Origin of the sequence: Erwinia psychrophila (assembly GCF_039023475.1) — a bacterium.
Lineage (GTDB): Bacteria > Pseudomonadota > Gammaproteobacteria > Enterobacterales > Enterobacteriaceae > Erwinia.
This window is the reverse complement of sequence record NZ_JBCHVB010000006.1, coordinates 81,763-102,206: the sequence shown is the minus strand read 5'-3', so window position 1 is coordinate 102,206 and position 20,444 is coordinate 81,763. Positions and strand designations below refer to the sequence as shown.

At 57.3% G+C, this 20,444-nt stretch carries 22 protein-coding genes; 13 read left to right on the top strand and 9 right to left on the bottom strand.

All coding sequences use genetic code 11. The annotated features are described in order from the left end of the window. Window positions 1-4 precede the first annotated feature (4 nt). Window positions 5-772, top strand: coding sequence for a phosphate ABC transporter ATP-binding protein PstB (pstB, locus tag AAH446_RS14970; RefSeq protein ID WP_342907482.1), 768 nt, complete (start codon window positions 5-7; stop codon window positions 770-772). 59 nt (window positions 773-831) lie between these two features. Here pstB and purN read toward each other — a convergent pair whose 3' ends face one another. Both purN and purM read right to left on the bottom strand, forming a co-directional pair. Next, complete coding sequence (purN, locus tag AAH446_RS14965) at window positions 832-1,470, bottom strand: phosphoribosylglycinamide formyltransferase (protein WP_342907481.1); 639 nt, start codon at window positions 1,468-1,470, stop codon at window positions 832-834. Continuing rightward, window positions 1,467-2,507 (bottom strand): phosphoribosylformylglycinamidine cyclo-ligase, encoded by a 1,041-nt coding sequence (gene purM / locus AAH446_RS14960; protein WP_342907480.1) that lies wholly within the window; start codon window positions 2,505-2,507, stop codon window positions 1,467-1,469. Before purM ends, purN begins: the two co-directional genes overlap by 4 nt. A 239-nt stretch (window positions 2,508-2,746) precedes the next feature. Here purM and upp point away from each other — a divergent pair, with 239 nt between their 5' ends. The 3 genes from upp (at window position 2,747) to hda (ending at window position 5,731) form a co-directional block, all read left to right on the top strand. Then, entirely contained in the window at window positions 2,747-3,373 is a 627-nt protein-coding gene (upp, locus tag AAH446_RS14955; RefSeq protein ID WP_342907479.1) for a uracil phosphoribosyltransferase, read from the top strand. Window positions 3,374-3,662: 289 nt separating this feature from the next. Then, complete coding sequence (uraA, locus tag AAH446_RS14950) at window positions 3,663-4,940, top strand: uracil permease (protein WP_342907478.1); 1,278 nt, start codon at window positions 3,663-3,665, stop codon at window positions 4,938-4,940. A gap of 89 nt (window positions 4,941-5,029) precedes the next feature. Further along, complete coding sequence (hda, locus tag AAH446_RS14945) at window positions 5,030-5,731, top strand: DnaA inactivator Hda (protein ID WP_342907618.1); 702 nt, start codon at window positions 5,030-5,032, stop codon at window positions 5,729-5,731. A 16-nt stretch (window positions 5,732-5,747) separates the two neighbouring features. On the opposite strand, the gene arsC is transcribed toward hda, so the two are convergent. Next, window positions 5,748-6,110 (bottom strand): arsenate reductase (glutaredoxin), encoded by a 363-nt coding sequence (arsC, locus tag AAH446_RS14940; protein ID WP_342907477.1) that lies wholly within the window; start codon window positions 6,108-6,110, stop codon window positions 5,748-5,750. A 10-nt stretch (window positions 6,111-6,120) separates the two neighbouring features. After that, window positions 6,121-7,581, bottom strand: coding sequence for a beta-barrel assembly-enhancing protease (bepA, locus tag AAH446_RS14935; protein ID WP_342907476.1), 1,461 nt, complete (start codon window positions 7,579-7,581; stop codon window positions 6,121-6,123). A gap of 545 nt (window positions 7,582-8,126) precedes the next feature. Between bepA and AAH446_RS14930 the strand changes: the two genes are divergently transcribed. Next, window positions 8,127-9,731 (top strand): sensor domain-containing diguanylate cyclase, encoded by a 1,605-nt coding sequence (locus AAH446_RS14930; RefSeq protein ID WP_342907475.1) that lies wholly within the window; start codon window positions 8,127-8,129, stop codon window positions 9,729-9,731. Between the two features lie 78 nt (window positions 9,732-9,809). Further along, window positions 9,810-10,886, top strand: coding sequence for an AI-2E family transporter (locus AAH446_RS14925; RefSeq protein WP_342907474.1), 1,077 nt, complete (start codon window positions 9,810-9,812; stop codon window positions 10,884-10,886). Between the two features lie 34 nt (window positions 10,887-10,920). Here the strand turns inward: AAH446_RS14925 and bcp are convergent, their stop codons facing one another. Continuing rightward, window positions 10,921-11,388: a thioredoxin-dependent thiol peroxidase gene (gene bcp / locus AAH446_RS14920; protein WP_342907473.1), complete on the bottom strand. Its 468-nt coding sequence runs from the start codon at window positions 11,386-11,388 to the stop codon at window positions 10,921-10,923. Then, entirely contained in the window at window positions 11,366-11,959 is a 594-nt protein-coding gene (locus AAH446_RS14915; protein ID WP_342907472.1) for a glycine cleavage system transcriptional repressor, read from the bottom strand. Before AAH446_RS14915 ends, bcp begins: the two co-directional genes overlap by 23 nt. A gap of 158 nt (window positions 11,960-12,117) precedes the next feature. Here AAH446_RS14915 and dapA point away from each other — a divergent pair, with 158 nt between their 5' ends. The 5 genes from dapA to AAH446_RS14890 all read left to right on the top strand — a co-directional run bounded on the left by dapA (window position 12,118) and on the right by AAH446_RS14890 (window position 17,983). Next, window positions 12,118-12,996 carry a 4-hydroxy-tetrahydrodipicolinate synthase gene (gene dapA / locus AAH446_RS14910; RefSeq protein ID WP_342907471.1) on the top strand — a complete coding sequence of 293 codons (879 nt, stop codon included), beginning with the start codon at window positions 12,118-12,120 and terminating at the stop codon, window positions 12,994-12,996. A gap of 15 nt (window positions 12,997-13,011) precedes the next feature. Further along, a complete protein-coding gene (bamC, locus tag AAH446_RS14905; RefSeq protein ID WP_342907470.1) occupies window positions 13,012-14,046 on the top strand; it encodes an outer membrane protein assembly factor BamC in 1,035 nt (344 codons plus the stop codon). Between the two features lie 140 nt (window positions 14,047-14,186). Beyond that, window positions 14,187-14,900, top strand: a complete 714-nt coding sequence (gene purC / locus AAH446_RS14900) for a phosphoribosylaminoimidazolesuccinocarboxamide synthase (RefSeq protein WP_342907469.1) — start codon at window positions 14,187-14,189, stop codon at window positions 14,898-14,900. Between the two features lie 165 nt (window positions 14,901-15,065). Next, window positions 15,066-15,929 (top strand): KPN_02809 family neutral zinc metallopeptidase, encoded by an 864-nt coding sequence (gene ypfJ / locus AAH446_RS14895; RefSeq protein WP_342907468.1) that lies wholly within the window; start codon window positions 15,066-15,068, stop codon window positions 15,927-15,929. An 8-nt stretch (window positions 15,930-15,937) separates the two neighbouring features. After that, window positions 15,938-17,983 carry a tRNA(Met) cytidine acetyltransferase TmcA gene (locus tag AAH446_RS14890; RefSeq protein WP_463322824.1) on the top strand — a complete coding sequence of 682 codons (2,046 nt, stop codon included), beginning with the start codon at window positions 15,938-15,940 and terminating at the stop codon, window positions 17,981-17,983. Between the two features lie 15 nt (window positions 17,984-17,998). Here AAH446_RS14890 and AAH446_RS14885 read toward each other — a convergent pair whose 3' ends face one another. The 3 genes from AAH446_RS14885 to AAH446_RS14875 are packed head-to-tail and all read right to left on the bottom strand — an operon-like array spanning window position 17,999 to window position 19,687. Then, entirely contained in the window at window positions 17,999-18,187 is a 189-nt protein-coding gene (locus AAH446_RS14885) for a YpfN family protein (RefSeq protein WP_342907466.1), read from the bottom strand. 10 nt (window positions 18,188-18,197) lie between these two features. Continuing rightward, window positions 18,198-19,325: a succinyl-diaminopimelate desuccinylase gene (gene dapE / locus AAH446_RS14880; RefSeq protein WP_342907465.1), complete on the bottom strand. Its 1,128-nt coding sequence runs from the start codon at window positions 19,323-19,325 to the stop codon at window positions 18,198-18,200. 2 nt (window positions 19,326-19,327) lie between these two features. Beyond that, window positions 19,328-19,687, bottom strand: coding sequence for an ArsC family reductase (locus tag AAH446_RS14875; protein WP_342907464.1), 360 nt, complete (start codon window positions 19,685-19,687; stop codon window positions 19,328-19,330). 140 nt (window positions 19,688-19,827) lie between these two features. Here AAH446_RS14875 and AAH446_RS14870 point away from each other — a divergent pair, with 140 nt between their 5' ends. After that, on the top strand, window positions 19,828-20,022 hold the full coding sequence (locus AAH446_RS14870) for a hypothetical protein (protein WP_342907463.1): 195 nt from the start codon (window positions 19,828-19,830) through the stop codon (window positions 20,020-20,022). A 305-nt stretch (window positions 20,023-20,327) separates the two neighbouring features. Continuing rightward, the gene (gene ypfM / locus AAH446_RS19790; protein WP_152540207.1) at window positions 20,328-20,390 is read left to right on the top strand and encodes a protein YpfM; all 63 of its coding nucleotides are present in this window, start codon (window positions 20,328-20,330) and stop codon (window positions 20,388-20,390) included. The last annotated feature ends 54 nt before the right edge of the window (window positions 20,391-20,444 follow it).

The following is a 20,444-nucleotide window of genomic DNA, read 5'->3' as shown; positions in this document are numbered from 1 at the left end:
TGTAATGCCTGACGATCTGGAAAGAGCCCTGGTGCTGGAAAACCTTTCGCTGTGGTATGGCGATAAACAGGCGCTGAACGGTATCAGCATGGCGGTGCCGAAAAACCGGGTCACCGCCCTGATTGGCCCTTCCGGCTGCGGCAAATCGACGCTGCTGCGCTGCGTTAACCGCATGAACGATCTGATCGATGGCTGCCGGACGGAGGGCAATATTTTGCTGAATGGTGAATCAATCCTCAATCCGCGCCAGGATCTGGCCGCGCTTCGCCGCCGGGTCGGCATGGTTTTCCAGCGCCCGAATCCCTTTCCAAAAACGATTTATGAAAACGTGGTCTACGGGCTGCGCTTGCAGGGCGTACGCGATCGTCGCGTGCTGGATGAGACGGTGGAGCGGGCGCTGCGCGCGGCGGCGCTGTGGGGCGAGGTGAAAGATAACCTCTGGCAGAATGCGCTGACCCTTTCCAGCGGCCAGCAGCAGCGGCTGGTGATCGCCAGAGCGATTGCCATTGAGCCGGAAGTGCTGCTGCTCGACGAACCGACCTCAGCGCTGGACCCAATCTCCACGCTGGTGATAGAAGAGTTGATGAGTACGCTGAAGCAACACTTCACGCTGATTCTGGTGACGCACAATATGCAGCAGGCGGCGCGGGTTTCTGATTACACGGCGTTTATGCATCAGGGAAGCGTGGTGGAGTTTGATGAAACGGATGCGATCTTTACCACGCCGAAGCAGCGGCGTACTGAGGATTACATTACCGGGCGCTACGGCTGAAAAAAGGGTGAATCAGCGATTCACCCTTAGCGGAGAGCCTGTCAGCGTCGTGGCCGGGATCACTCCCAGGCATGGCCTTCAGGCGGCAGCTTTATTCCATCCAGCCAGGCCGCATCGTCACGCATGGCCAGACGGCCTTCCAGGAACCATCCCACCACCAGCGGATAGATAGCGTGCTCCTGATGCTGAACGCGCGCATTGACCTCATCTTCCGTATCGTCAGCAAATACCGGCACTTTCGCCTGAAGGATCACCGGTCCGCCATCAAGCTGGTCGGTGACAAAGTGCACCGATGTGCCGTGCTCTTCGTCACCGTTCTCGATCGCCTGACGGTGCGTGTGCAGACCGGGATACTTCGGCAGCAGGGAAGGGTGGATATTCAGCATCCGGCCAGCATAGCGTGCAACAAAGGCAGGGCTGAGAATGCGCATATAGCCCGCCAGCACCACCAGGTCGGGCGCGTAAGCGTCGATCTCCTGCATCAGCTGGCGATCGAAGGCTTCACGATCGGCGAACTGCGAGGCCGCCAGCGCGTGGGCGGGAACGCCCGCCTCACGCGCCCGCGTCAGGCCATAAGCGTCCGCCTTATTGCTGAACACGGCGGCGACGCTGCCGGGGATGCGTCCCTGCTGACAGGCGCTCAGGAGCGCCCCAAGGTTGCTTCCCTGACCGGAGATCAGCACCACCAGCCGCTTCATGCGTTGATGACCACACGTTCTTCGGCGCTGGATGCTTTGATCGTGCCGATTTTCCAGGCGGTTTCGCCCGCGTCCTGCATCAGCTGGATCGCTTTATCCGCTTCGCTGGCGCCAAGCGCAATGACCATGCCGACGCCGCAGTTAAAGGTACGGTACATTTCAAAGCGGCTGACGTTGCCCGCCTGCTGCATCCAGCTGAAGACGGCCGGCCACTGCCAGCTCGACTCGGAAAGCACCGCCTGGGTATTTTCCGGCAGCACGCGGGGAATATTCTCCCAGAAGCCGCCGCCGGTCAGGTGACAGATGGCGTGAACGTCGACCTGCTCAATCAGGCTGAGGATATTTTTTACGTAGATGCGGGTTGGGGCGAGCAGGTGATCCGCCAGCGGTTTCCCTTCCAGCTGGGTGGTTTCCGGATCGGTCTGGCTGACCTCCAGAATCTTACGCACCAGTGAGTAACCGTTGGAGTGAGGGCCGCTGGAGCCGAGGGCAATCAGTACGTCGCCATCCTGAACCTTACTGCCGTCAATGATTTCTGATTTTTCCACCACGCCGACGCAGAAGCCCGCCACGTCATAATCTTCGCCGTGATACATCCCCGGCATTTCTGCGGTCTCGCCGCCAACCAGCGCGCAGCCGGACTGCGAGCAGCCTTCCGCAATGCCGGTAATCACGCTGGCGGCGATATCCACATCCAGCTTGCCGGTCGCATAGTAGTCGAGGAAGAAAAGCGGTTCGGCTCCCTGTACTACCAGGTCATTGACGCACATCGCAACCAGATCGATACCGATGGTATCGTGACGTTTCAAATCCATGGCGAGACGCAGCTTGGTGCCGACGCCATCTGTGCCGGAGACCAGCACGGGCTCGCGGTATTTTTGCGGCAGCGCACAAAGCGCGCCGAAACCGCCCAGTCCGCCCATCACTTCCGGACGACGGGTCTTTTTCACCACGCCCTTAATACGATCGACTAACGCATTGCCCGCGTCGATGTCTACGCCGGCGTCTTTGTAGCTGAGAGAGGTTTTGTCGGTCACTGCGAAATCCCCACGCGGTTTGCGGTTGGTGGTTAGTATAAAGCGCGGCAATTCTATCAGCGCAGGCAAACGTTTGCGAGTGCCTTCTTTGACGCATTGCGGATTGCTGAATTTTAGCCAATTCTTATTAAATAGTGCAGGATTTTGCAGAAGTTGCATTAAGTGATATGGCGTAGCGCAGAAAGGGCGCTATAATCTCGCGATTTTTTTTTGCAGCTTAACACTCCGGGAGTAAAAGAATGAAGATCGTGGAAGTCAAACACCCGCTGGTCAAACATAAACTGGGCCTGATGCGTGAACATGACGTAAGCACCAAGCGTTTTCGTGAACTTGCCTCTGAAGTGGGAAGCCTGCTGACTTATGAAGCGACCTCCGATCTGGAAACCGAGACGGTAACCATCGAAGGCTGGAACGGCCCTGTCTCTATTGAGCAGATTAAGGGTAAAAAGATTACCGTAGTGCCGATCCTGCGTGCGGGCCTGGGCATGATGGAAGGCGTGCTGGAGCACGTACCGAGCGCCCGTATCAGCGTGGTTGGCGTCTACCGCGATGAAGAGACGCTGGAGCCGGTGCCTTACTTCCAGAAGCTGGTTTCCAATATTGAAGAGCGTATGGCACTGGTAGTGGACCCGATGCTCGCCACCGGCGGTTCGATGATCGCCACTATCGACCTGCTGAAAAAAGCGGGCTGCACCAGTATCAAGGTGCTGGTGCTGGTCGCGGCACCGGAAGGGATCGCCGCGCTGGAGAAGGCGCATCCGGACGTAGAGCTCTACACCGCCTCGGTGGATCAGGGTCTGAATGAGAAGGGCTATATCATTCCGGGCCTTGGCGACGCGGGCGATAAGATCTTCGGTACCAAATAAGCATGATCCAGCCTGTCTTACTTGCCCTTTTGAATCCCGGTAGCGCCCGGACAGGATGCTTTAGCATTTTGAACGTCTGCAATACGGTCCGCAGGGCGAGCAACGCGAATAATCCTCACGGACTTTGCGTACGCTGCGCTTCCTGTGTGCTGTCAGGGGCCAGACTGACGGCGACGATAACGGCTGGACTAAAACCGCTAATCCGTCTTTACGGGTTAAACAGGTAAATGATTACGTCTTAAGCCGACCGCAGCGTCGGCTTTTTATTGGGTAAAATAAAGAGGATATTATGACGCGTCGCGCTATTGGCGTTAGCGAGCGGCCACCGCTGCTGCAAACCATTCCACTCAGCTTCCAGCATCTGTTTGCCATGTTCGGCGCGACGGTGCTGGTGCCTATCCTGTTCCATATTAATCCCGCCACCGTACTGCTGTTCAACGGCATCGGCACGCTGCTCTATCTGTTTATCTGCAAAGGGAAAATTCCGGCCTATCTCGGCTCCAGCTTTGCCTTTATCTCACCCGTGCTGCTGCTGCTGCCGCTGGGCTATGAGGTCGCGCTGGGCGGGTTCATCCTTTGCGGCGTGCTGTTCTGCCTGGTGGCTTTAATCGTTAAGAAAGCCGGAACGGGCTGGCTGGACGTGATGTTTCCCCCGGCGGCGATGGGCGCCATCGTGGCGGTGATCGGCCTGGAGCTGGCGGGCGTGGCGGCGAATATGGCCGGGCTGCTGCCGGCAAATGGCGCGGCGGTCGATGGCACAACCATTACCATTTCGATGGTGACGCTGGCCGTTACGGTGTTTGGATCGGTGCTGTTCCGCGGCTTCCTGGCCATTATTCCTATCCTGGTCGGCGTGCTGGCGGGCTACGCGCTCTCCTGGCTGATGGGCATTGTGGACTGGGCCCCGGTCGTCGCTGCACCCTGGTTCGCCTTACCCACCTTTTATACGCCGCGCTTTGAATGGTATGCAATGCTGACCATCCTTCCCGCCGCGCTGGTGGTCATTGCCGAGCATGTCGGGCACCTTGTGGTGACGGCTAATATCGTCAAGAAAGATCTGCTGAAAGATCCAGGGCTGCACCGGTCGATGTTCGCTAACGGGATCTCTACCATCTTTTCCGGCTTTTTCGGTTCCACACCCAACACCACCTACGGCGAGAATATCGGGGTGATGGCCATTACCCGTGTCTACAGTACCTGGGTGATTGGCGGCGCGGCAATCCTGGCGATCCTGCTTTCCTGTGTGGGCAAGCTCGCGGCGGCGATCCAGGCGGTTCCTGTACCGGTTATGGGCGGCGTGTCGCTGCTGCTGTATGGCGTGATTGGTGCCTCAGGTATTCGCGTGCTGATTGAGTCCAAAGTGGACTACAACAAAGCGCAAAACCTGATTCTCACCTCGGTGATCCTGATTATTGGCGTCAGCGGCGCGACGGTGCATATTGGTGCGGCGGAGCTGAAAGGCATGGCGCTGGCCACCATCGTCGGGATTTCGCTCAGCCTGATCTTTAAGCTGATTAGCCTGATCCGGCCGGAAGAAACCATTCTCGATCCGCAGGATCGCGACTGATCGCCGGGCAGATCCGGCCTTCGTTTATTAACCCAATCAAGGTGTGATAAACTTCCGCCGGATTTTGCCCGATCACTACTGAGGTGCTTCTGAACACTCCGGCACAGCTGTCACTGCCACTTTATTTGCCCGATGACGAAACCTTCGCCAGCTTCTGGCCGGGAGAGAATCCTTCGCTCGTTGCGGCCCTGAGAAACGCGCTGTTTCAGGAGCACGGCAGCTATTTTTATGTCTGGTCCCGCGAAGGCGGCGGCCGCAGCCACCTTCTGCATGCCGCCTGCGCTGAACTTTCCGCGCTCGGCGAGGCGGTGGGCTACGTGCCGCTCGACAAGCGGACCTGGTTCGTACCCGAAGTGCTTGACGGTATGGAACAGCTGGCGCTGATCTGCATCGATAATATTGAGTGCATCGCCGGGGATGAAATGTGGGAAATGGCGATCTTCGATCTCTATAACCGCATTCTTGAAACGGGCAAAACCCGCCTGCTGATCACCGGAGATCGTCCTCCCCGCCAGCTTAATCTGAAGCTGGCCGATCTCGCCTCCCGGCTGGACTGGGGCCAGATCTACCGGCTGCAGCCGCTCTCGGACGATGACAAACTTCAGGCGCTCCAGCTTCGCGCCAGGCTGCGCGGATTTGAGCTGCCGGAAGATGTGGGGCGCTTTCTGCTGAAAAGGCTCGACCGGGAGATGCGTACGCTGTTTGAGACGCTGGATAAACTCGATCGCGCCTCGATCAGCGCCCAGCGTAAGCTGACCATTCCTTTTGTCAAAGAGGCGCTGGATCTGTAGCCCGACGGGCTGCGCGCTATGCGTCCTGAAGGATCGTGAGTACCTGCTCCGGCGGACGGCCCAGCCGGGCTTTACCTTTAGCGACCACTACTGGACGCTCTATCAGCGCGGGATGGGTAGCCATCGCCGCCAGCAGCGTGGCCTCGCTGACGCTGTTATCACCTAAATTCAGGGAGCGATAAAGCGGCTCTTTGGTGCGCATCATCTCCCTGGCTGAGCTAAACCCCAGCTTTTCCACTAAATCCTGCAGCGTTGCCGCATCGGGCGGCGTCTCCAGATAAAGCACAATCTCCGGCTCCACGCCTTTTTCCCTCAGCAGAGCGAGAGTCTCACGACTTTTTGAGCAGCGCGGGTTGTGATAGATCCTGACGGTAGTCATACCGGTTCCTTTATGATTTCTGATACTGACGGAAGCGTGCCTGAAGCTGACGCAGCTGATCGATGCGAGCGTCGTAGCGGGCCTGCTTCAGGCTGCGAAGCGGTACGTCGGCGCTGGCGTTAATCAGACTGCGGATCGCCTGATCGAGCTGACCATTAAGCGCAAGGCCTTCAGCTCTGGCGGCCTGTTCCTCATCGCTCAGCCCCTGGGCCGCTGAAGCCTGCGCCAGCAAGTCCCAGCCGTTAGGATCTTCCTTGTGGGCCCAGGTGTAGCGGTAAAGCAGCTTGCTCGCTTCGGCAGGCTGCTTCGCGACCAGCAAGGCGTTAGCCAGGTTGAGCTGAACGACCGGGCTATTAGCCGCTCCGCGCGCGGCCTTAAGCATGGTGATAGCCCGCTGGGGCTGGTTCAGGCCGATGTCGATATCGGTCATGATATCCAGATACCAGACGTTGCCGGGCTGGGCAGCCAGCAGGGGCGCGATAATTTTCCTGGCGTTGGCGAAGCTTTTCGCCTCCAGAAACTGGACCGCTTTGCCGTACTGCGCGGCGGCCTGTTCGCGGGTATTGCCTTTACTCAGCTGGTTCAGCAGATCGTCCGTCAGCTGATTTTGCCCGGTGGAATACATGCCCAGCGCCCGGACCTTCGCCATGTAAAAGTCCTGAGAGGACTGCACCACCACCGGCTTCATCTGGTTGGCGCGGTTGCGGGCGTCGGACAGACGGCTGTCGGGCAGGGGGTGGGTCAGCAGAATTTCCGGCGGTTTGGATGAAAAGCGGGACTGGTCGGCCAGCTTTTGCAGAAAGTTGGGCATCGCCTCGGGGTCGAAGCCGGCACGTTGCAGCACCTGGATGCCGATGCGGTCAGCTTCCTGCTCATTTTGCTGGGTAAAGCTGATGATCCCCTGCTGGGCGCCTGCCAGCGTGCCGCTCAGCGCCGCCATACCGGCCTGCGGGCTGGCCATCGCCAGCAGGATTGAGCCCAGCGCGCCTACCCAGGTCAGGGGCGCGTTGCGCTGCTGTTCTTCCATCGCGCGGGCCAGATGTCGCTGCGTGACGTGGGAAATTTCGTGCGCGATGACCGAGGCTAGCTGGCTTTCATTGTCGGCGTAGCGAAACAGGGCTGAGTGAAGCACCACGTTGCCGCCGAAGAAGGCGAAGGCGTTAATCTGATCGTTGCGGATCAGAAAAAAGTGGAACGGGGTTTTGACCGACCAGGCGTGATTCACCAGGCGCATCCCCAGCTGATTGATGTAATCATTCAGCAGCGGATCGTTAATCAGCGGGGCGCTACCGCGCAGCTGACGCACGTAAAAATCCCCCATCGCCAGCTCCTGATTGACCGAGAGCGTGCTGCCCGCCGTGGTGCCGATATCGGGCAGATTATCGCTGATGTCAGCCAACGCTGGCAGAGTAGGGAGCGTTAGCGTGGCGATCAGCGAGGCCAGCGCGCACTGCTTCAACCGGTTTAGCATACTGAATCCCATCCTGATGAACTCCTCGTTTGACCCGCAACTTGCCTGAATGTTCTGCCTGGGTTTCTGAGCCCGTCACCCTGCACGGTATCTTAACCAGTGGCGATAAGGAAGGAAACGGCCCGCAGCAGGAATAAAGCGGCAAAAGGTGACAGGCGGCATTGGCTCACGACAGTAATCGATAGCAGGATGGAATATCGGGCTTGGCAACAAAGCTAACGTGTTCAAACAGGCCGCCTGTGAGCGTCTGCTCTCTGACAGAATCCGCGTTCTGCAGAATATGGTTCAGTGCTTACCGGAGCAGGGGACCATCACCCATCAGTGTGTGGCCGATCGCTTCGACGGGCCCTATCCCTTTTATGATGCCAACGGATTGATAGATTAAATCAAATTATTATTGGTTTTCCGCCCCGCAAATTATTCCCAAAATGACTGGGACGTGTACAATCCAGCACGTTCGAACCAGGAGCACCGCACACTTGTATTAAACGCGCATAAAAAATAACAAGGCGCTACATTATGAAAAAACGCACCGGAGTGAGTCTATGCTGAGGCTAAAACGCCCCAGGATGGACTTGCGTTCGCTTATCACGCTTTTAGCCGTGGCCAGCATCGTCATTACGCTGGCGAACTCCCTTTATGCCACCTGGCGGGTGCAGCGTGAAGTGCTGATCGGTAATACGCTTGAGGCCAACCGTGTCTATGCTACCAAGCTGGCCTCCACGACGGAAATGTTCTTCCAGCTGGCGCAATCCCAGCTCGCCTGGAGCGCAAAGTTGCTGGAGGGGGGCCTCGACGATGATGCATTGACCCACGGAGAAGTGCAGCGCCTGGATAATCAAACCAACAGCTTTAATTCGGTACTAATTGTTGATGCCAAAGGCTTGGTGAAGGCGGTCTCGCCGGAGTCGCTGATGCTGAAAGGGATGCAGCTCACCAGCAGCAGCACTCAGGAGGCGTTGAAAGCGCGTAAGCCGCTGATCGGCAGGCCCGCCATGTCTGCAGCCAACAATCTGGTGGTCTTCGTTTCCTCGCCGGTCTGGTCGAAAACCGGCCGCTATCTGGGCTTTGTGGGGGGGACCATCTACCTGAAGAAAAAAAGCATTCTGAACGAGCTTTTAGGCGAGCAGTTTTATCGTGACGGCTCGTCGCTTTTTGTGATGGATGATGAAAACCGGGTGCTTTATCATCAGAACAGTAAGCTGATTGGGCAAAAAATCGCGCCGATCGTTTCTGAACGGCTGAAGCAAAAAAGCAGCAACGGCTACCAGCAGGTTGGCGAAATCAATGGTGAGCCGATGCTGGCGGGCTTTGCCACGGTGCCCACGCCGGGCTGGACCGTCGTGGCGCTGAAGCCAACGAAAACCACGCTGGCTCCGCTCAGTAATCTGCTGATGAAAGTGCTCCAGCACTCCGTTCCTTTTGCCCTGCTGACGCTGCTCTGCGCATGGATTCTGGCGCGGCTGATTGCGCTGCCGCTCTGGCAGCTGGCGCGTAAGGCGAGCCGGATGGATGCGCCTGGCGTGTCGGGAGAAATTAGCAGCATTCGCGCCTGGTACTATGAGGCTTTGCAGATTAAGCGGACCATGCTGGCTGGCATCGGTCTGTTGCAGGACAAAATCGGTCAGCTAAAATTTGAAGTACAAACCGATCCCTTAACCTCACTCCTGAACCGCCGGGGACTCAGCGCCGTGCTGGAATACTTTCTCGCCACGCGGCAGCCCTTCGCCGTGCTGGCGCTTGATATAGACCATTTTAAGCGCGTGAATGATACCTGGGGACACAACGTGGGCGACGAGGTGATCAAAAGCGTCGCGCAGCAGTTAAGCACCAGCTCCCGGCAGACGGACGTGGTCTGCCGTAACGGTGGTGAGGAGTTTCTGATGATTCTGCCCGGCGCGCAGCGGGATATTGCCGTGACCATCGCGGAGCGCGTACGGCAGAAAGTAGCGCAGCACGAGCTGGAAACCGTTGGCAACATTACGATTTCGGTAGGCGTGGCGTTCTGGGACGCAAAAGGCGAACCGATGGAGCGGGTGTTTAAGCAGGCCGATGACGCACTTTACCAGGCAAAAAATGCCGGACGTAATCGTGTGGTGACCTGCCCGCCAGCTGCCGCTGAAAAGAACAGGGTATCCCATTCCGGCTGACCGGATGACCGGCCGCATTTGCCCGCCGCCGGTCACTATCAGGTAAATTCTCCCCCTTAGTACGCAAGGATGATCGATATGCTGGAACTCTTATTACAGTGGTATCGCCGACGTTTCAGCGATCCTCAGGCGATTGCGTTGCTGGCGATCCTGCTTGCCGCCTTTACCATCTTATTTTTCTTTAACGGCCTGCTGGCGCCGCTGCTGGTGGCGCTGGTTGTCGCTTATCTGCTGGAGTGGCCGACGGTCAGGTTAGAGCGGCTGGGCTGTTCGCGGACCTGGGCGACCGCCATTGTGCTGACCCTGTTTGCCTCGGTGCTGCTGGTGATGGTGCTGATCGTGGCACCCGTCGCCTGGCAACAGGGCATCAGTCTGATCCACGAACTGCCCTCTATGCTGACCCGACTCTATAAGACAGCCACGCGGCTGCCGGAGCGTTTCCCGACCCTGATGGACGTGGGCATCGTGGATATCGTGGTGGAAAACCTGCGCAGCCGCCTGAGCGGGCTGGGCGATCAGCTGGTGAAATATTCCCTCGCCTCGCTGGTGGGGCTGATGACGCTGGCGATCTATCTCGTGCTGGTGCCGCTGATGGTCTTTTTCCTGCTGAAGGATAAAGCGCAGATGCTGGCGGCTATCAGCCGCGTGCTGCCGCGCGATCGGGGGCTGGCGGGCGAGGTCTGGCTGGAGATGAATCAGCAGGTTTCCAACTATATCCGTGGCAAAGTGCTGGAGATGATCGTAGTGGGCATCGCCAGTTGGATAGGCTTTCTGGCTATCGGCATGAATTATGCGCTGCTGCTGGCCGTGCTGGTGGGGTTCTCGGTACTGATCCCCTACGTGGGCGCGCTGGCGGTGACGGTGCCGGTGATCGGCGTGGGGCTGGCGCAGTGGGGGCTGGGCGGCGATTTCTGGACGATGATCGTTATTTATCTGATTATTCAGGCGCTGGATGGCAACGTGCTGGTGCCGGTCCTCTTTTCTGAAGCGGTTAACCTGCATCCGCTGGTGATCATTCTCTCGGTGGTGATTTTCGGCGGGCTGTGGGGCTTCTGGGGCGTCTTTTTCGCCATTCCGCTGGCAACGCTGATTAAAGCGGTGGTCCATGCGTGGCCAGACGAGCTTTATACGGAAAGAAAGAAACCGGAAGAATAACAGAGGGCGGAGGCGACTCCGCCCGGACAGCGGATCAGAGCGCTTTCAGATAATCCATCACGATATCGTGGTGGGTGGCGGTTTTGAAGTCGTCGAAGACCTTTTCAACTTTGCCATCCGTACCAATCAGAAAGCTGATGCGGTGGATGCCGTCATAGGTTTTCCCCATAAAAGATTTTTCGCCCCAGATGCCAAACTGCTCGCAGACTTTATGATCTTCATCCGAGAGTAAGGTGAAGTTGAGCAGCTCTTTCTCAACGAAGCGAGAGAGCTTTTCGGGTTTATCGGTGCTGACGCCTAACACCTCGACATTCGCTTTTTTCAGCTCGTCCATGCTGTCACGCAAACCGCACGCCTGAACGGTGCAGCCTGGCGTCATCGCTTTTGGATAGAAGTAAACCAAAACGCGCTGTCCCTGGAAGTCGGTTAAATTAACCTGTTCGCCATCCTGGTCGGGCAAGCTAAATTTCGGTGCAACATCACCGGCTTTCAGTGGATTCATCACTACTCTCCGTTTTCTCATCATGCTGTGGATACGTCACCACGCTAATAGTGCCTTGCGCATGGAGTTCTGTACATAGCCTGTTAAATGCCTGTTCGATAAATGAGGCATCGTGGCTGGCCGGACTGTGGGCAGTAATTTGAATATAGAGCAGAGGCGGCTGATTTTCTTGCGCGGGCTGGGTTCGGGAGACCAGCTCAGCAATATTCATCTGGTGGGAATCAAACAGGTCGGTGAAGCGTTCAATAATATGCGCCGAATCGGTCACTTCAACCTGGACCCAGACCGTGGCGGGCATTGGCGGGCGTTTACAAAAGGTAGTGCGCTTCATCACAATCAGCAGCTCAAGTTCGGCGCCTTTCAGCGGCAGAGTGGATTCGATTAAGGTGATGGCGTTCCAGCTGCCGGACAGCAGCATAATGAAGGTGAATTCCTCACCCAGCATGGCGAGACGGCTATCTTCAATATTACAGCCGCAGCTGCTGACATGACGGGTAATGGTATTAACGATCCCCGGGCGGTCGACGCCGAGTGCGGTGATAACAAGATGATGTTGCTCTGACTGCGGCAAAATAATGCTTCCTGTCCGTCATGATGATTAGCAATTGTGATAACTCTAAGGTAAACATAAAAAATACCCTATGCCAAGGGGGCTTAGGCCCTTGTCTGCTTGCTTTTCACCAGACGTAAACCTTACCATGAAGAACTTGTTTGGGGAGGGGATGGCTAATGTTCACGGGAAGTATTGTTGCGCTCGTCACGCCGATGGATGACAAAGGGTATGTCTGCCGCGCGAGTTTAAAAAAACTGATTGATTATCATGTTGCCAGCGGAACGGCGGCAATCGTCTCGGTCGGGACTACGGGTGAATCAGCTACCTTAAGCCATGAAGAGCATGGCGACGTGGTGATGATGACGCTGGAGCTGGCCGATGGCCGTATCCCGGTGATTGCCGGCACGGGCGCTAACGCCACCGCTGAAGGGATCTCACTGACTAAACGCTTCGAAAACAGCGGCGTGGTGGGTTGCCTTACCGTCACCCCTTACTATAATCGCCCGACTCAGGAAGGCCTTTATCAGCACTTTAAGGCCATTGCGGAAAGTACCGCCCTGCCGCAAATGCTCTATAACGTCCCGTCCCGCACCGGTTGTGATATGCTGCCGGAAACCGTTGGCCGGCTGGCTAAGATCAAAAATATTATCGGAATTAAAGAGGCCACCGGGAACTTATCGCGGGTTAGTCAGATCCAAGAGCTGGTTGATGAAGATTTTGTGCTGGTCAGCGGCGATGACGCTACGTCACTGGACTTCATGCAGCTGGGCGGGCAGGGCGTCATCTCCGTGACGGCAAACATCGCCGCGCGGGAAATGGTCGAACTGTGCCGGCTGGCTCAACAGGGCAATTTCCTGGAGGCGCGACGTCTTAACCAGCGTCTGATGCATCTGCATCAGAAGTTATTTATCGAGCCTAATCCTGTCCCGGTAAAATGGGCGGCTAAACAGTTAGGATTAATTGCAACCGATACGCTGCGTCTACCCATGACGCCGATGACTGATGCCGGTCGTCCGGTTGTTGAGCAGGCACTGAAAAACGCAGGTCTGCTTTAAATTTAGGGAGAAGTAATGGCTTACTCAGTACAAAAGTCCACGGTAGCAAAAGTGGTGGGGCTTTCTTTGGTGATGCTGCTGGCGGCCTGTTCCAGCGATCAGCGCTATAAGCGCCAGGTTAGCGGCGATGAATCCTATCTGGAAGCGGCTGATATAAGCGATTTGCGCGCGCCGGCGGGGATGATTCTGCCGCTGCAAAATGGGGAATATGACGTTCCTTCCGTCAACAGCAAAGGCGCCATCGGCAAGCAGCTGGACATTCGTCCACCGGCACAGCCTCTGGCGCTGGTGAACGGTGCCCGCACGCAGTTTGCCGGCAACTCTGGCGTGCTGCTACTTGATAACAGCCGCAATGCGGGGCTGTGGGCGCAGGTGGTGGACGTGGTGCAGGCGCAGAATTACCCGATCGCCAGCAAAACGGATGCCAGCCAGACGCTGACTACCGACTGGGTAGAGTGGAGCCGCGCTGATGAAGATCATCAGTACCGGGGACGCTATCAGATCAGCGTGCAGCAGCAGGGCTATCAGCAGGCGCTGACGGTGAAACTGCTGGAGCTTGAGCAGCAGAATAAAACGGTGACCTCGCCGGTTCAGCAGCAGCGCTACACCGCGCAGATGCTGAATGTGCTGAGTGCCGGTCTGGATAAAATTGAAACCAGCCGTCAAAATGCAGCAGCGCAGCGCAGCGCCACGCAGATGGACGTTCAGAGCGGCGCTGATGATACCGGCCTGCCTAACCTGATTGTCCGTGCGCCGTTCAACACCGTATGGGAACGCCTGCCGGCGGCGCTCAAGCGTGTGGGCATGGAGGCAACCGACCGTAACCGTTCTCAGGGTAGCCTGAACGTGACCTATAAGGCGCCGGGTGAAAGCACCTGGAACGAACTTGGCGCGAAAGATCCTGAGCTTCCTAACGGAGACTATAAGCTCCAGGTGGGCGATCTTGAGAACCGCAGCAGCCTGCAGTTCCTCGATCCTAAAGGACATTCGCTGACCCAGTCGCAAAACGATGCGCTGGTGGCCGTATTCCAGGCCGCGTTCAGCCAGTAACCCTCAGGCCGGACTTGTCCGGCCTTTTTTATTCCCCGGCGCGTAAACGATTGCTTCGTTTTTTTCGCCGCAAAGATTAGACTGTTGCACGATAATTTTGGGTTGATGACCCGGTAGATTTCACGTTTGGAGTTTAACAGATGAAAAAGCAAGCTGAGTTGTATCGCGGCAAAGCGAAGACCGTTTACAGTACCGAAAACCCGGATCTGTTGGTGCTCGAGTTCCGCAATGATACGTCAGCACTGGACGGTGAGCGTATCGAACAGTTTGATCGTAAAGGAATGATTAATAATAAATTTAATTATTTCATTATGACCAGACTGCAGGAAGCCGGCATTCCGACCCAGATGGAGGCGCTGCTTTCCGATAACGAAGCGCTGGTGAAAAAGCTCGATATGGTGCCGGTTGAATGCGTGGTGCGTAACCGTGCGGCAGGCTCGCTGGTGAAGCGTCTTGGCGTGGAAGAGGGGATGGAGCTTAATCCACCGCTGTTCGATCTGTTCCTGAAGGATGATGCCCGCCACGATCCGATGATCAACGAATCCTATTGTGAAACCTTTGGCTGGGTCAGCAAAGAACATCTGGCGCGTATGCGTGAGCTGACCTTCAAAGCAAACGAGGTGCTCAGCAAACTGTTTGCGGATGCCGGTCTGATTCTGGTGGACTTCAAGCTGGAGTTTGGCCTGTTCAACGGCGAAGTGGTGCTGGGCGATGAGTTCTCCCCGGATGGCGCGCGCCTGTGGGATAAGGCCACCCTCGAAAAAATGGATAAGGACCGCTACCGTCAGAGCCTTGGCGGTCTGATTGAAGCCTACGAAGAAGTGGCAAACCGTCTCGGCGTGAAGCTGGACTGATTATCGCGGCTGCGGCGCCCTGCCGCAGCCTTATTTCCGCCCGCCGCCCGGCCTCTCTGTACCCCCGCTCATATTTTCTCCCTGGCCTTTCAGGCTGGTGTTAGCCCCCCCGTCCGACTAGAATCAATGCATCAACCAGCAGGTGACAATAACAAGGAGTAATTTATGCGTTGGCAAGGGCGCCGTGAGAGCGATAACGTGGACGATCGCCGTAATCAATCCGGTCCGACAATAGGCGGCGGACGCATGCGGATACCGCGTGGAAAGGGAGGGATAATCCTGCTGATTATCGTCATGATTGCGGGCTACTACGGTTATGATCTTTCGCCGTTGCTGACCGGCGAAACCCGCTCAGTCTCGCAGTCTCAGCAGCAGCAGGGCATCGATCCCCGGCAGGATGAGGCGGCCCAGTTTACCTCGGTGATTCTGGCCACCACTGAAGACACCTGGCAGAAAATTTTTCAGCAGATGGGTAAGACCTATACGCCGCCGAAGCTGGTGATGTATCGCGGCGCAACCCGGACAGGCTGCGGCACCGGCCAGTCGGTCATGGGACCTTTCTACTGTCCGGCTGACAGCACTGTCTATATCGATCTCTCTTTTTATGACGAAATGAAAACTAACCTGGGCGCGGACGGTGATTTTGCGCAGGGGTATGTTATTGCCCATGAGGTGGGACATCACGTGCAGCGTCTGCTGGGGATTGAACCAAAAGTCCGCCAGATGCAGCAGGGTGCCAGCCAGACGCAGGTTAACCAGCTGTCGGTGAAAATGGAGCTACAGGCGGACTGTTTTGCCGGCGTGTGGGGCCACTACATGCAGCAGGAAAACGTGCTGGAAGTGGGCGACCTGCAGGAAGCCCTGAACGCGGCGCAGGCGATCGGCGATGACCGGCTGCAGCAGAAAAGCCAGGGGCGTGTGGTGCCAGACAGCTTCACGCATGGCACCTCGCAGCAGCGTTACAGCTGGTTTAAAAAGGGATTTGACGGCGGTAACCCCGGCCAGTGTGACACCTTCGCAGGCCGCTGATGACGCAAATTACCACGCTGCCTGATCAGACTGAAACCCTCAGACAGCAGGGGATGCGACGGCTGGTGGTGGTGAGCGGCGAGGCGGAGTGGTGTCTGACGCAGGCGCGGCAGTTTATGGCCTGGCTGCCGGGAGACTGGCTCTGGCTGGGCGACGCGCCGCAAAGCCCGCTGAACTGCGCGCCCCAGGCGGCCGCTACGCTGCTGGGCCGTGAATTCCTTCATGCCGTGTTTGATGCCCGTACCGGTTTCCATGCGGAGGCGCTGGCGGCGCTGGCCGGGACGCTGAAGGCCGGTAGCTGGCTGCTGATGCTGGTTCCCGCATGGGAGGAATGGGCCAGTCAGCCCGATACCGATGCGCTGCGCTGGAGCGGACAGCCAGCGGCGACAGCCACACCACACTTTACCCGCCGTTTGCAGCGCCTTATCCGGCAGGATAAGGATGTTGCCGTGCTACAGCAGCATCAACCTTTCAGCCTGCCTGCGATTACGGCTCATGCTGACTGGCAGCCTGATGATACATCTCAGCAGCAGGCGCTGCTGGCCCGGCTGCTTAAAAGCGAGCCCGCGACCTACGTGCTTATCGCACCGCGCGGACGGGGCAAATCCGCGCTCGCCGGCCTGCTGGCGGCCCGCTGGCCAGGAGGTGCGCTGATAACCGCACCGGCGAAAGTTTCCACGGAGGTGCTGGCACACTTTGCCGGCGAAAAATTCAGCTTTATTGCACCAGATCGTCTGCTGGGCCTGCCGCCGGAAGAGCGGCCACAGGACATTGACTGGCTGCTTATTGATGAGGCGGCGGCGATCCCGGCCCCGCTGCTGCACCAGATGGTCTCCCTTTTTCCCCGCGTGTTGCTAACCACCACGCTGCAGGGCTATGAGGGCACCGGGCGCGGCTTCCTGCTTAAATTCATCGCCAGCCTGCCGGGCGCTATCCAGCTCAGGCTTGATCGCCCCCTGCGCTGGTCAGCAGAAGATCCGCTGGAGCGTTTTGTCGGCGCAGCGCTTCTGTTTGATGAAGAGATGCCCTCAGTAACTGATGTCCCGGTCAGCTATGCCACGCCTGTTCAGCAGGAGTGGCAGACGAATCCCGGACGGCTTGAGGCGATTTACCGGCTTCTCACCAGCGCCCATTACCGGACTTCACCGCTGGATCTGCGGCGCATGATGGATGCGCCGGGTATGCATTTTAGCGCTGCGCTACAGGATGATCGGGTGGTAGGCGCGATGTGGCTGGTGGAAGAGGGCGGCCTGAGCGAAGCGCTCTCTGAGGCGGTCTGGGCCGGATTACGACGGCCGAGAGGGAATCTGCTGGCCCAGTCGCTTGCCGCCCACGGCGGTTTCCCTGAGGCGCCATGCCTCGTTTCTCGCCGCATCAGTCGGATCGCTGTGGCGCCCGCGCTACGCAGGCAGGGAACCGGCCGGGAACTGGTGCTGCAAAGCCAGCAGGCTGCCGCAGGGCTGGATTTCCTTTCGGTCAGCTTTGGCTATACGGAGGCGCTCTGGCACTTCTGGCGGGCTTGTGGGTTTCAGCTGGTGCGGCTTGGCAGTAAAACGGAGGCGAGCAGCGGCTGTCATACCGCGATGGCCCTGCTCCCGGTCAGCGAACGGGGAAAAGCGCTGGCCGGACGGGCATCGCGTCGGCTTGTCCGCGACTGGCCCTGGCTGCGGATGCTGGTGGGTGACAAAACCGTCCGGGCATCTGTGGATTTACTGTTGCAGCAAAGCAGCCTGATGCGCGATGAACCACTGGATGAAGATGACTGGCGGGAACTGGCTGGCTTTGCCTGGGCGCACCGGCCATTTGAAGCGAGCATTGGCGCGCTGGGGCGGCTGTCGGTGCATTTTAGCGGAGAGATACCTTTGCTGCGCGCGGCCTTGTCTGAGCGGCTGACGGCAGCGATGCTCTGTCAGCGCTTCGCGCTTTCTGGTCGTAAGGCGCTACTGGCTGGCTGGCGACAGGAAACGCAGCGGGCGCTGACTGCGCTCGATCCGCAGCGCGATGAGGCGTGGCGGGCGTATATTATGGCGTTAGAGGCAGGAAGCGGGGGCTGAACCCCCGCAGCAAGGCTATTTCTTTTTCGGCCAGTCGTCCTCGTCATCCCACTTATCGTTGAAATCACGATGCGGCGGCAGTTCCGGCTTGTTATCCAGGAACTTTTTATGGTCGATGCGCTTCAGATCTTTATAAACGTTCATCAGTACGCCGACCATAACGACGATAATCAGTATCCACCAGTACTCTTTGAACCATTCCATACGTTCACCCTTACGCGATCAGCTGTTCCATAATACGCTGGTACATGCGGCTGAGCAGCTGCAAATCAGCCGCCTTAACGCACTCATTGATTTTATGAATGGTGGCGTTAACCGGCCCCAGTTCCACGACCTGCGCTCCCATGCGCGCGATAAAACGACCATCGGAAGTACCGCCGGTGGTCTGAAGCTGCGGTTTAATTTCATTATAGTGCTGAACCGCATTGACCACCGCATCCACCAGCTTACCCGTTGAGGTCAGGAAGGGCTGGCCGGAAACCTTCCACTCCAGCGTATAGCGAAGCTGGTGACGATCCAGCAGATCCCTGACACGCTGCCTGATCATCTCGTCGGTCAGTTCGGTACTGAAGCGGAAGTTAAACTGCACAAAAAAATCGCCCGGAATGACGTTGTTGCTGCCCGTTCCCGCCTGTACGTTGGCGATCTGCATACTTGTCGGTGGGAAAAAGGCATTCCCCTGATCCCAGACGGTTTCCACCAGCTCATTCAGCGCGGGCATGGCGCGATGCACCGGATTATCTGCCAGATGAGGATAGGCCACATGTCCCTGAACGCCATGCAGCGTCAGGTTGGCGGTCATGGAACCCCGGCGGCCATTTTTCACCACGTCGCCGACATTTTCCGTGCTGGAAGGTTCGCCCACCAGGCAGTAGTCCAGCCGCTCATTGCGCGCCATCAGGGCTTCGACAACTTTTACCGTGCCGTTGGTCGCGCTGGCCTCTTCGTCCGAGGTGATCAGGAAGGCCAGCCGGCCCTGATGATTGGGATGCGTCGCGACGAAACGCTCAGCCGCCACGATCATGGCCGCCAGCGAACCTTTCATGTCCGCCGCGCCGCGTCCGAACAGCATACCGTCACGAATGGTGGGCTCAAAAGGCGGATTGATCCAGCGGGTAGCGTCGCCGGTTGGCACAACGTCCGTGTGACCGGCAAAGGCCAGCGTTTCGCCCTTACCGCGCCAGGCCCAAAAGTTCAGGGTGTCGCCGATATGCATGGGCTCTATCGTAAAGCCGATCGCCTGGAGTCGCGCGATCAAAATGGCCTGACAACAGGCATCATCCGGACTGAGGGAAGGGCGACGAATAAGCTGCTGCGTCAGCTCAATGACCGGACAGAACATAATCAGGATTTCTCCGAAATAAAGGGCTGATAAGTGGTTTCACTGAAGCCCAGCAGCATAGAGCCGTCGGCGCGGCAGAGCAACGGACGTTTGATGATGGCAGGCTGCGCGAGCATCAGTTCTGACGCGCTTGACGCATCCGTTATCGCATTCCGCGCCTCTTCGCTGAGCTTGCGCCAGGTGGTGCCCCGCGTGTTAAGAAGAGGCTCCCAGCCCAGCGTATCGGTAAAACGCTGCAGCAGCGCCGCATCCAGCCCGTCGGTACGATAATCATGAAACTGATAAGCAACGCCGTTTGCTTCCAGATACTTACGCGCCTTCCTGATGGTGTCACAGTTTTTGATGCCGTACATCGTCAGCATAACGGGTTCCCTTCTGTTTTTTATGGGTTTCAACTATATTCGATACTGTTCAGGCGGTTAGTCTACAACGGATGCGCCTGTGAGGCAGCAGGGAAGGCGAGGATATTACCCAGAGAATAACGTAATAAAAGGAGAACCCCGTGAACTATATGCAAGCGTCTTCCGCTCATACGGTAGATGAAACCCAGTCAACCATTGTGATCGCCAGGAAGAAGAACAGTCGCTGCGAAACGTTCAACCAGATCGTCGAGGCAGTCCTGCGAGATCACCCCGATGCCAAAACTCACATTGACAGTGAAAGTGGCGGCTACGATAAAGTCATTGTCCTGAAATAGTTCAGCGACATCAGGGGGATAGCCAGCCCCCTGAGGCTTTTACTTCCTCATTTTACCGACGATCCGCTGACGAATAATCCCGAAAGCGTGGCGAAAACCCCTCATCTTCCTGCCCCCCTCAGGCCTGCTTCTCTACTGCATCCCTTATCCGCTTGCGCCTGATACCCCCTTTCTGCGGCAAAAATGTGGCCTGCCACACAAATCCATATCTTGATGGTCATTTGAGGTGGGTTTCCTTAGCGAAAGATATTCACTTTGCATTAGGATTAATCCTATAATGGCTGCACAGCAAAGAGAGGTATATCATGATTGACACAGAACTGGGGAACTGGAAGGACTTTATTGAAGCGATGTTAGCCCGTAAGTAACACATTCAAAAAAAGAAAAGCTCGGCGACACAATCAACAAGCTTGACCTGCAGC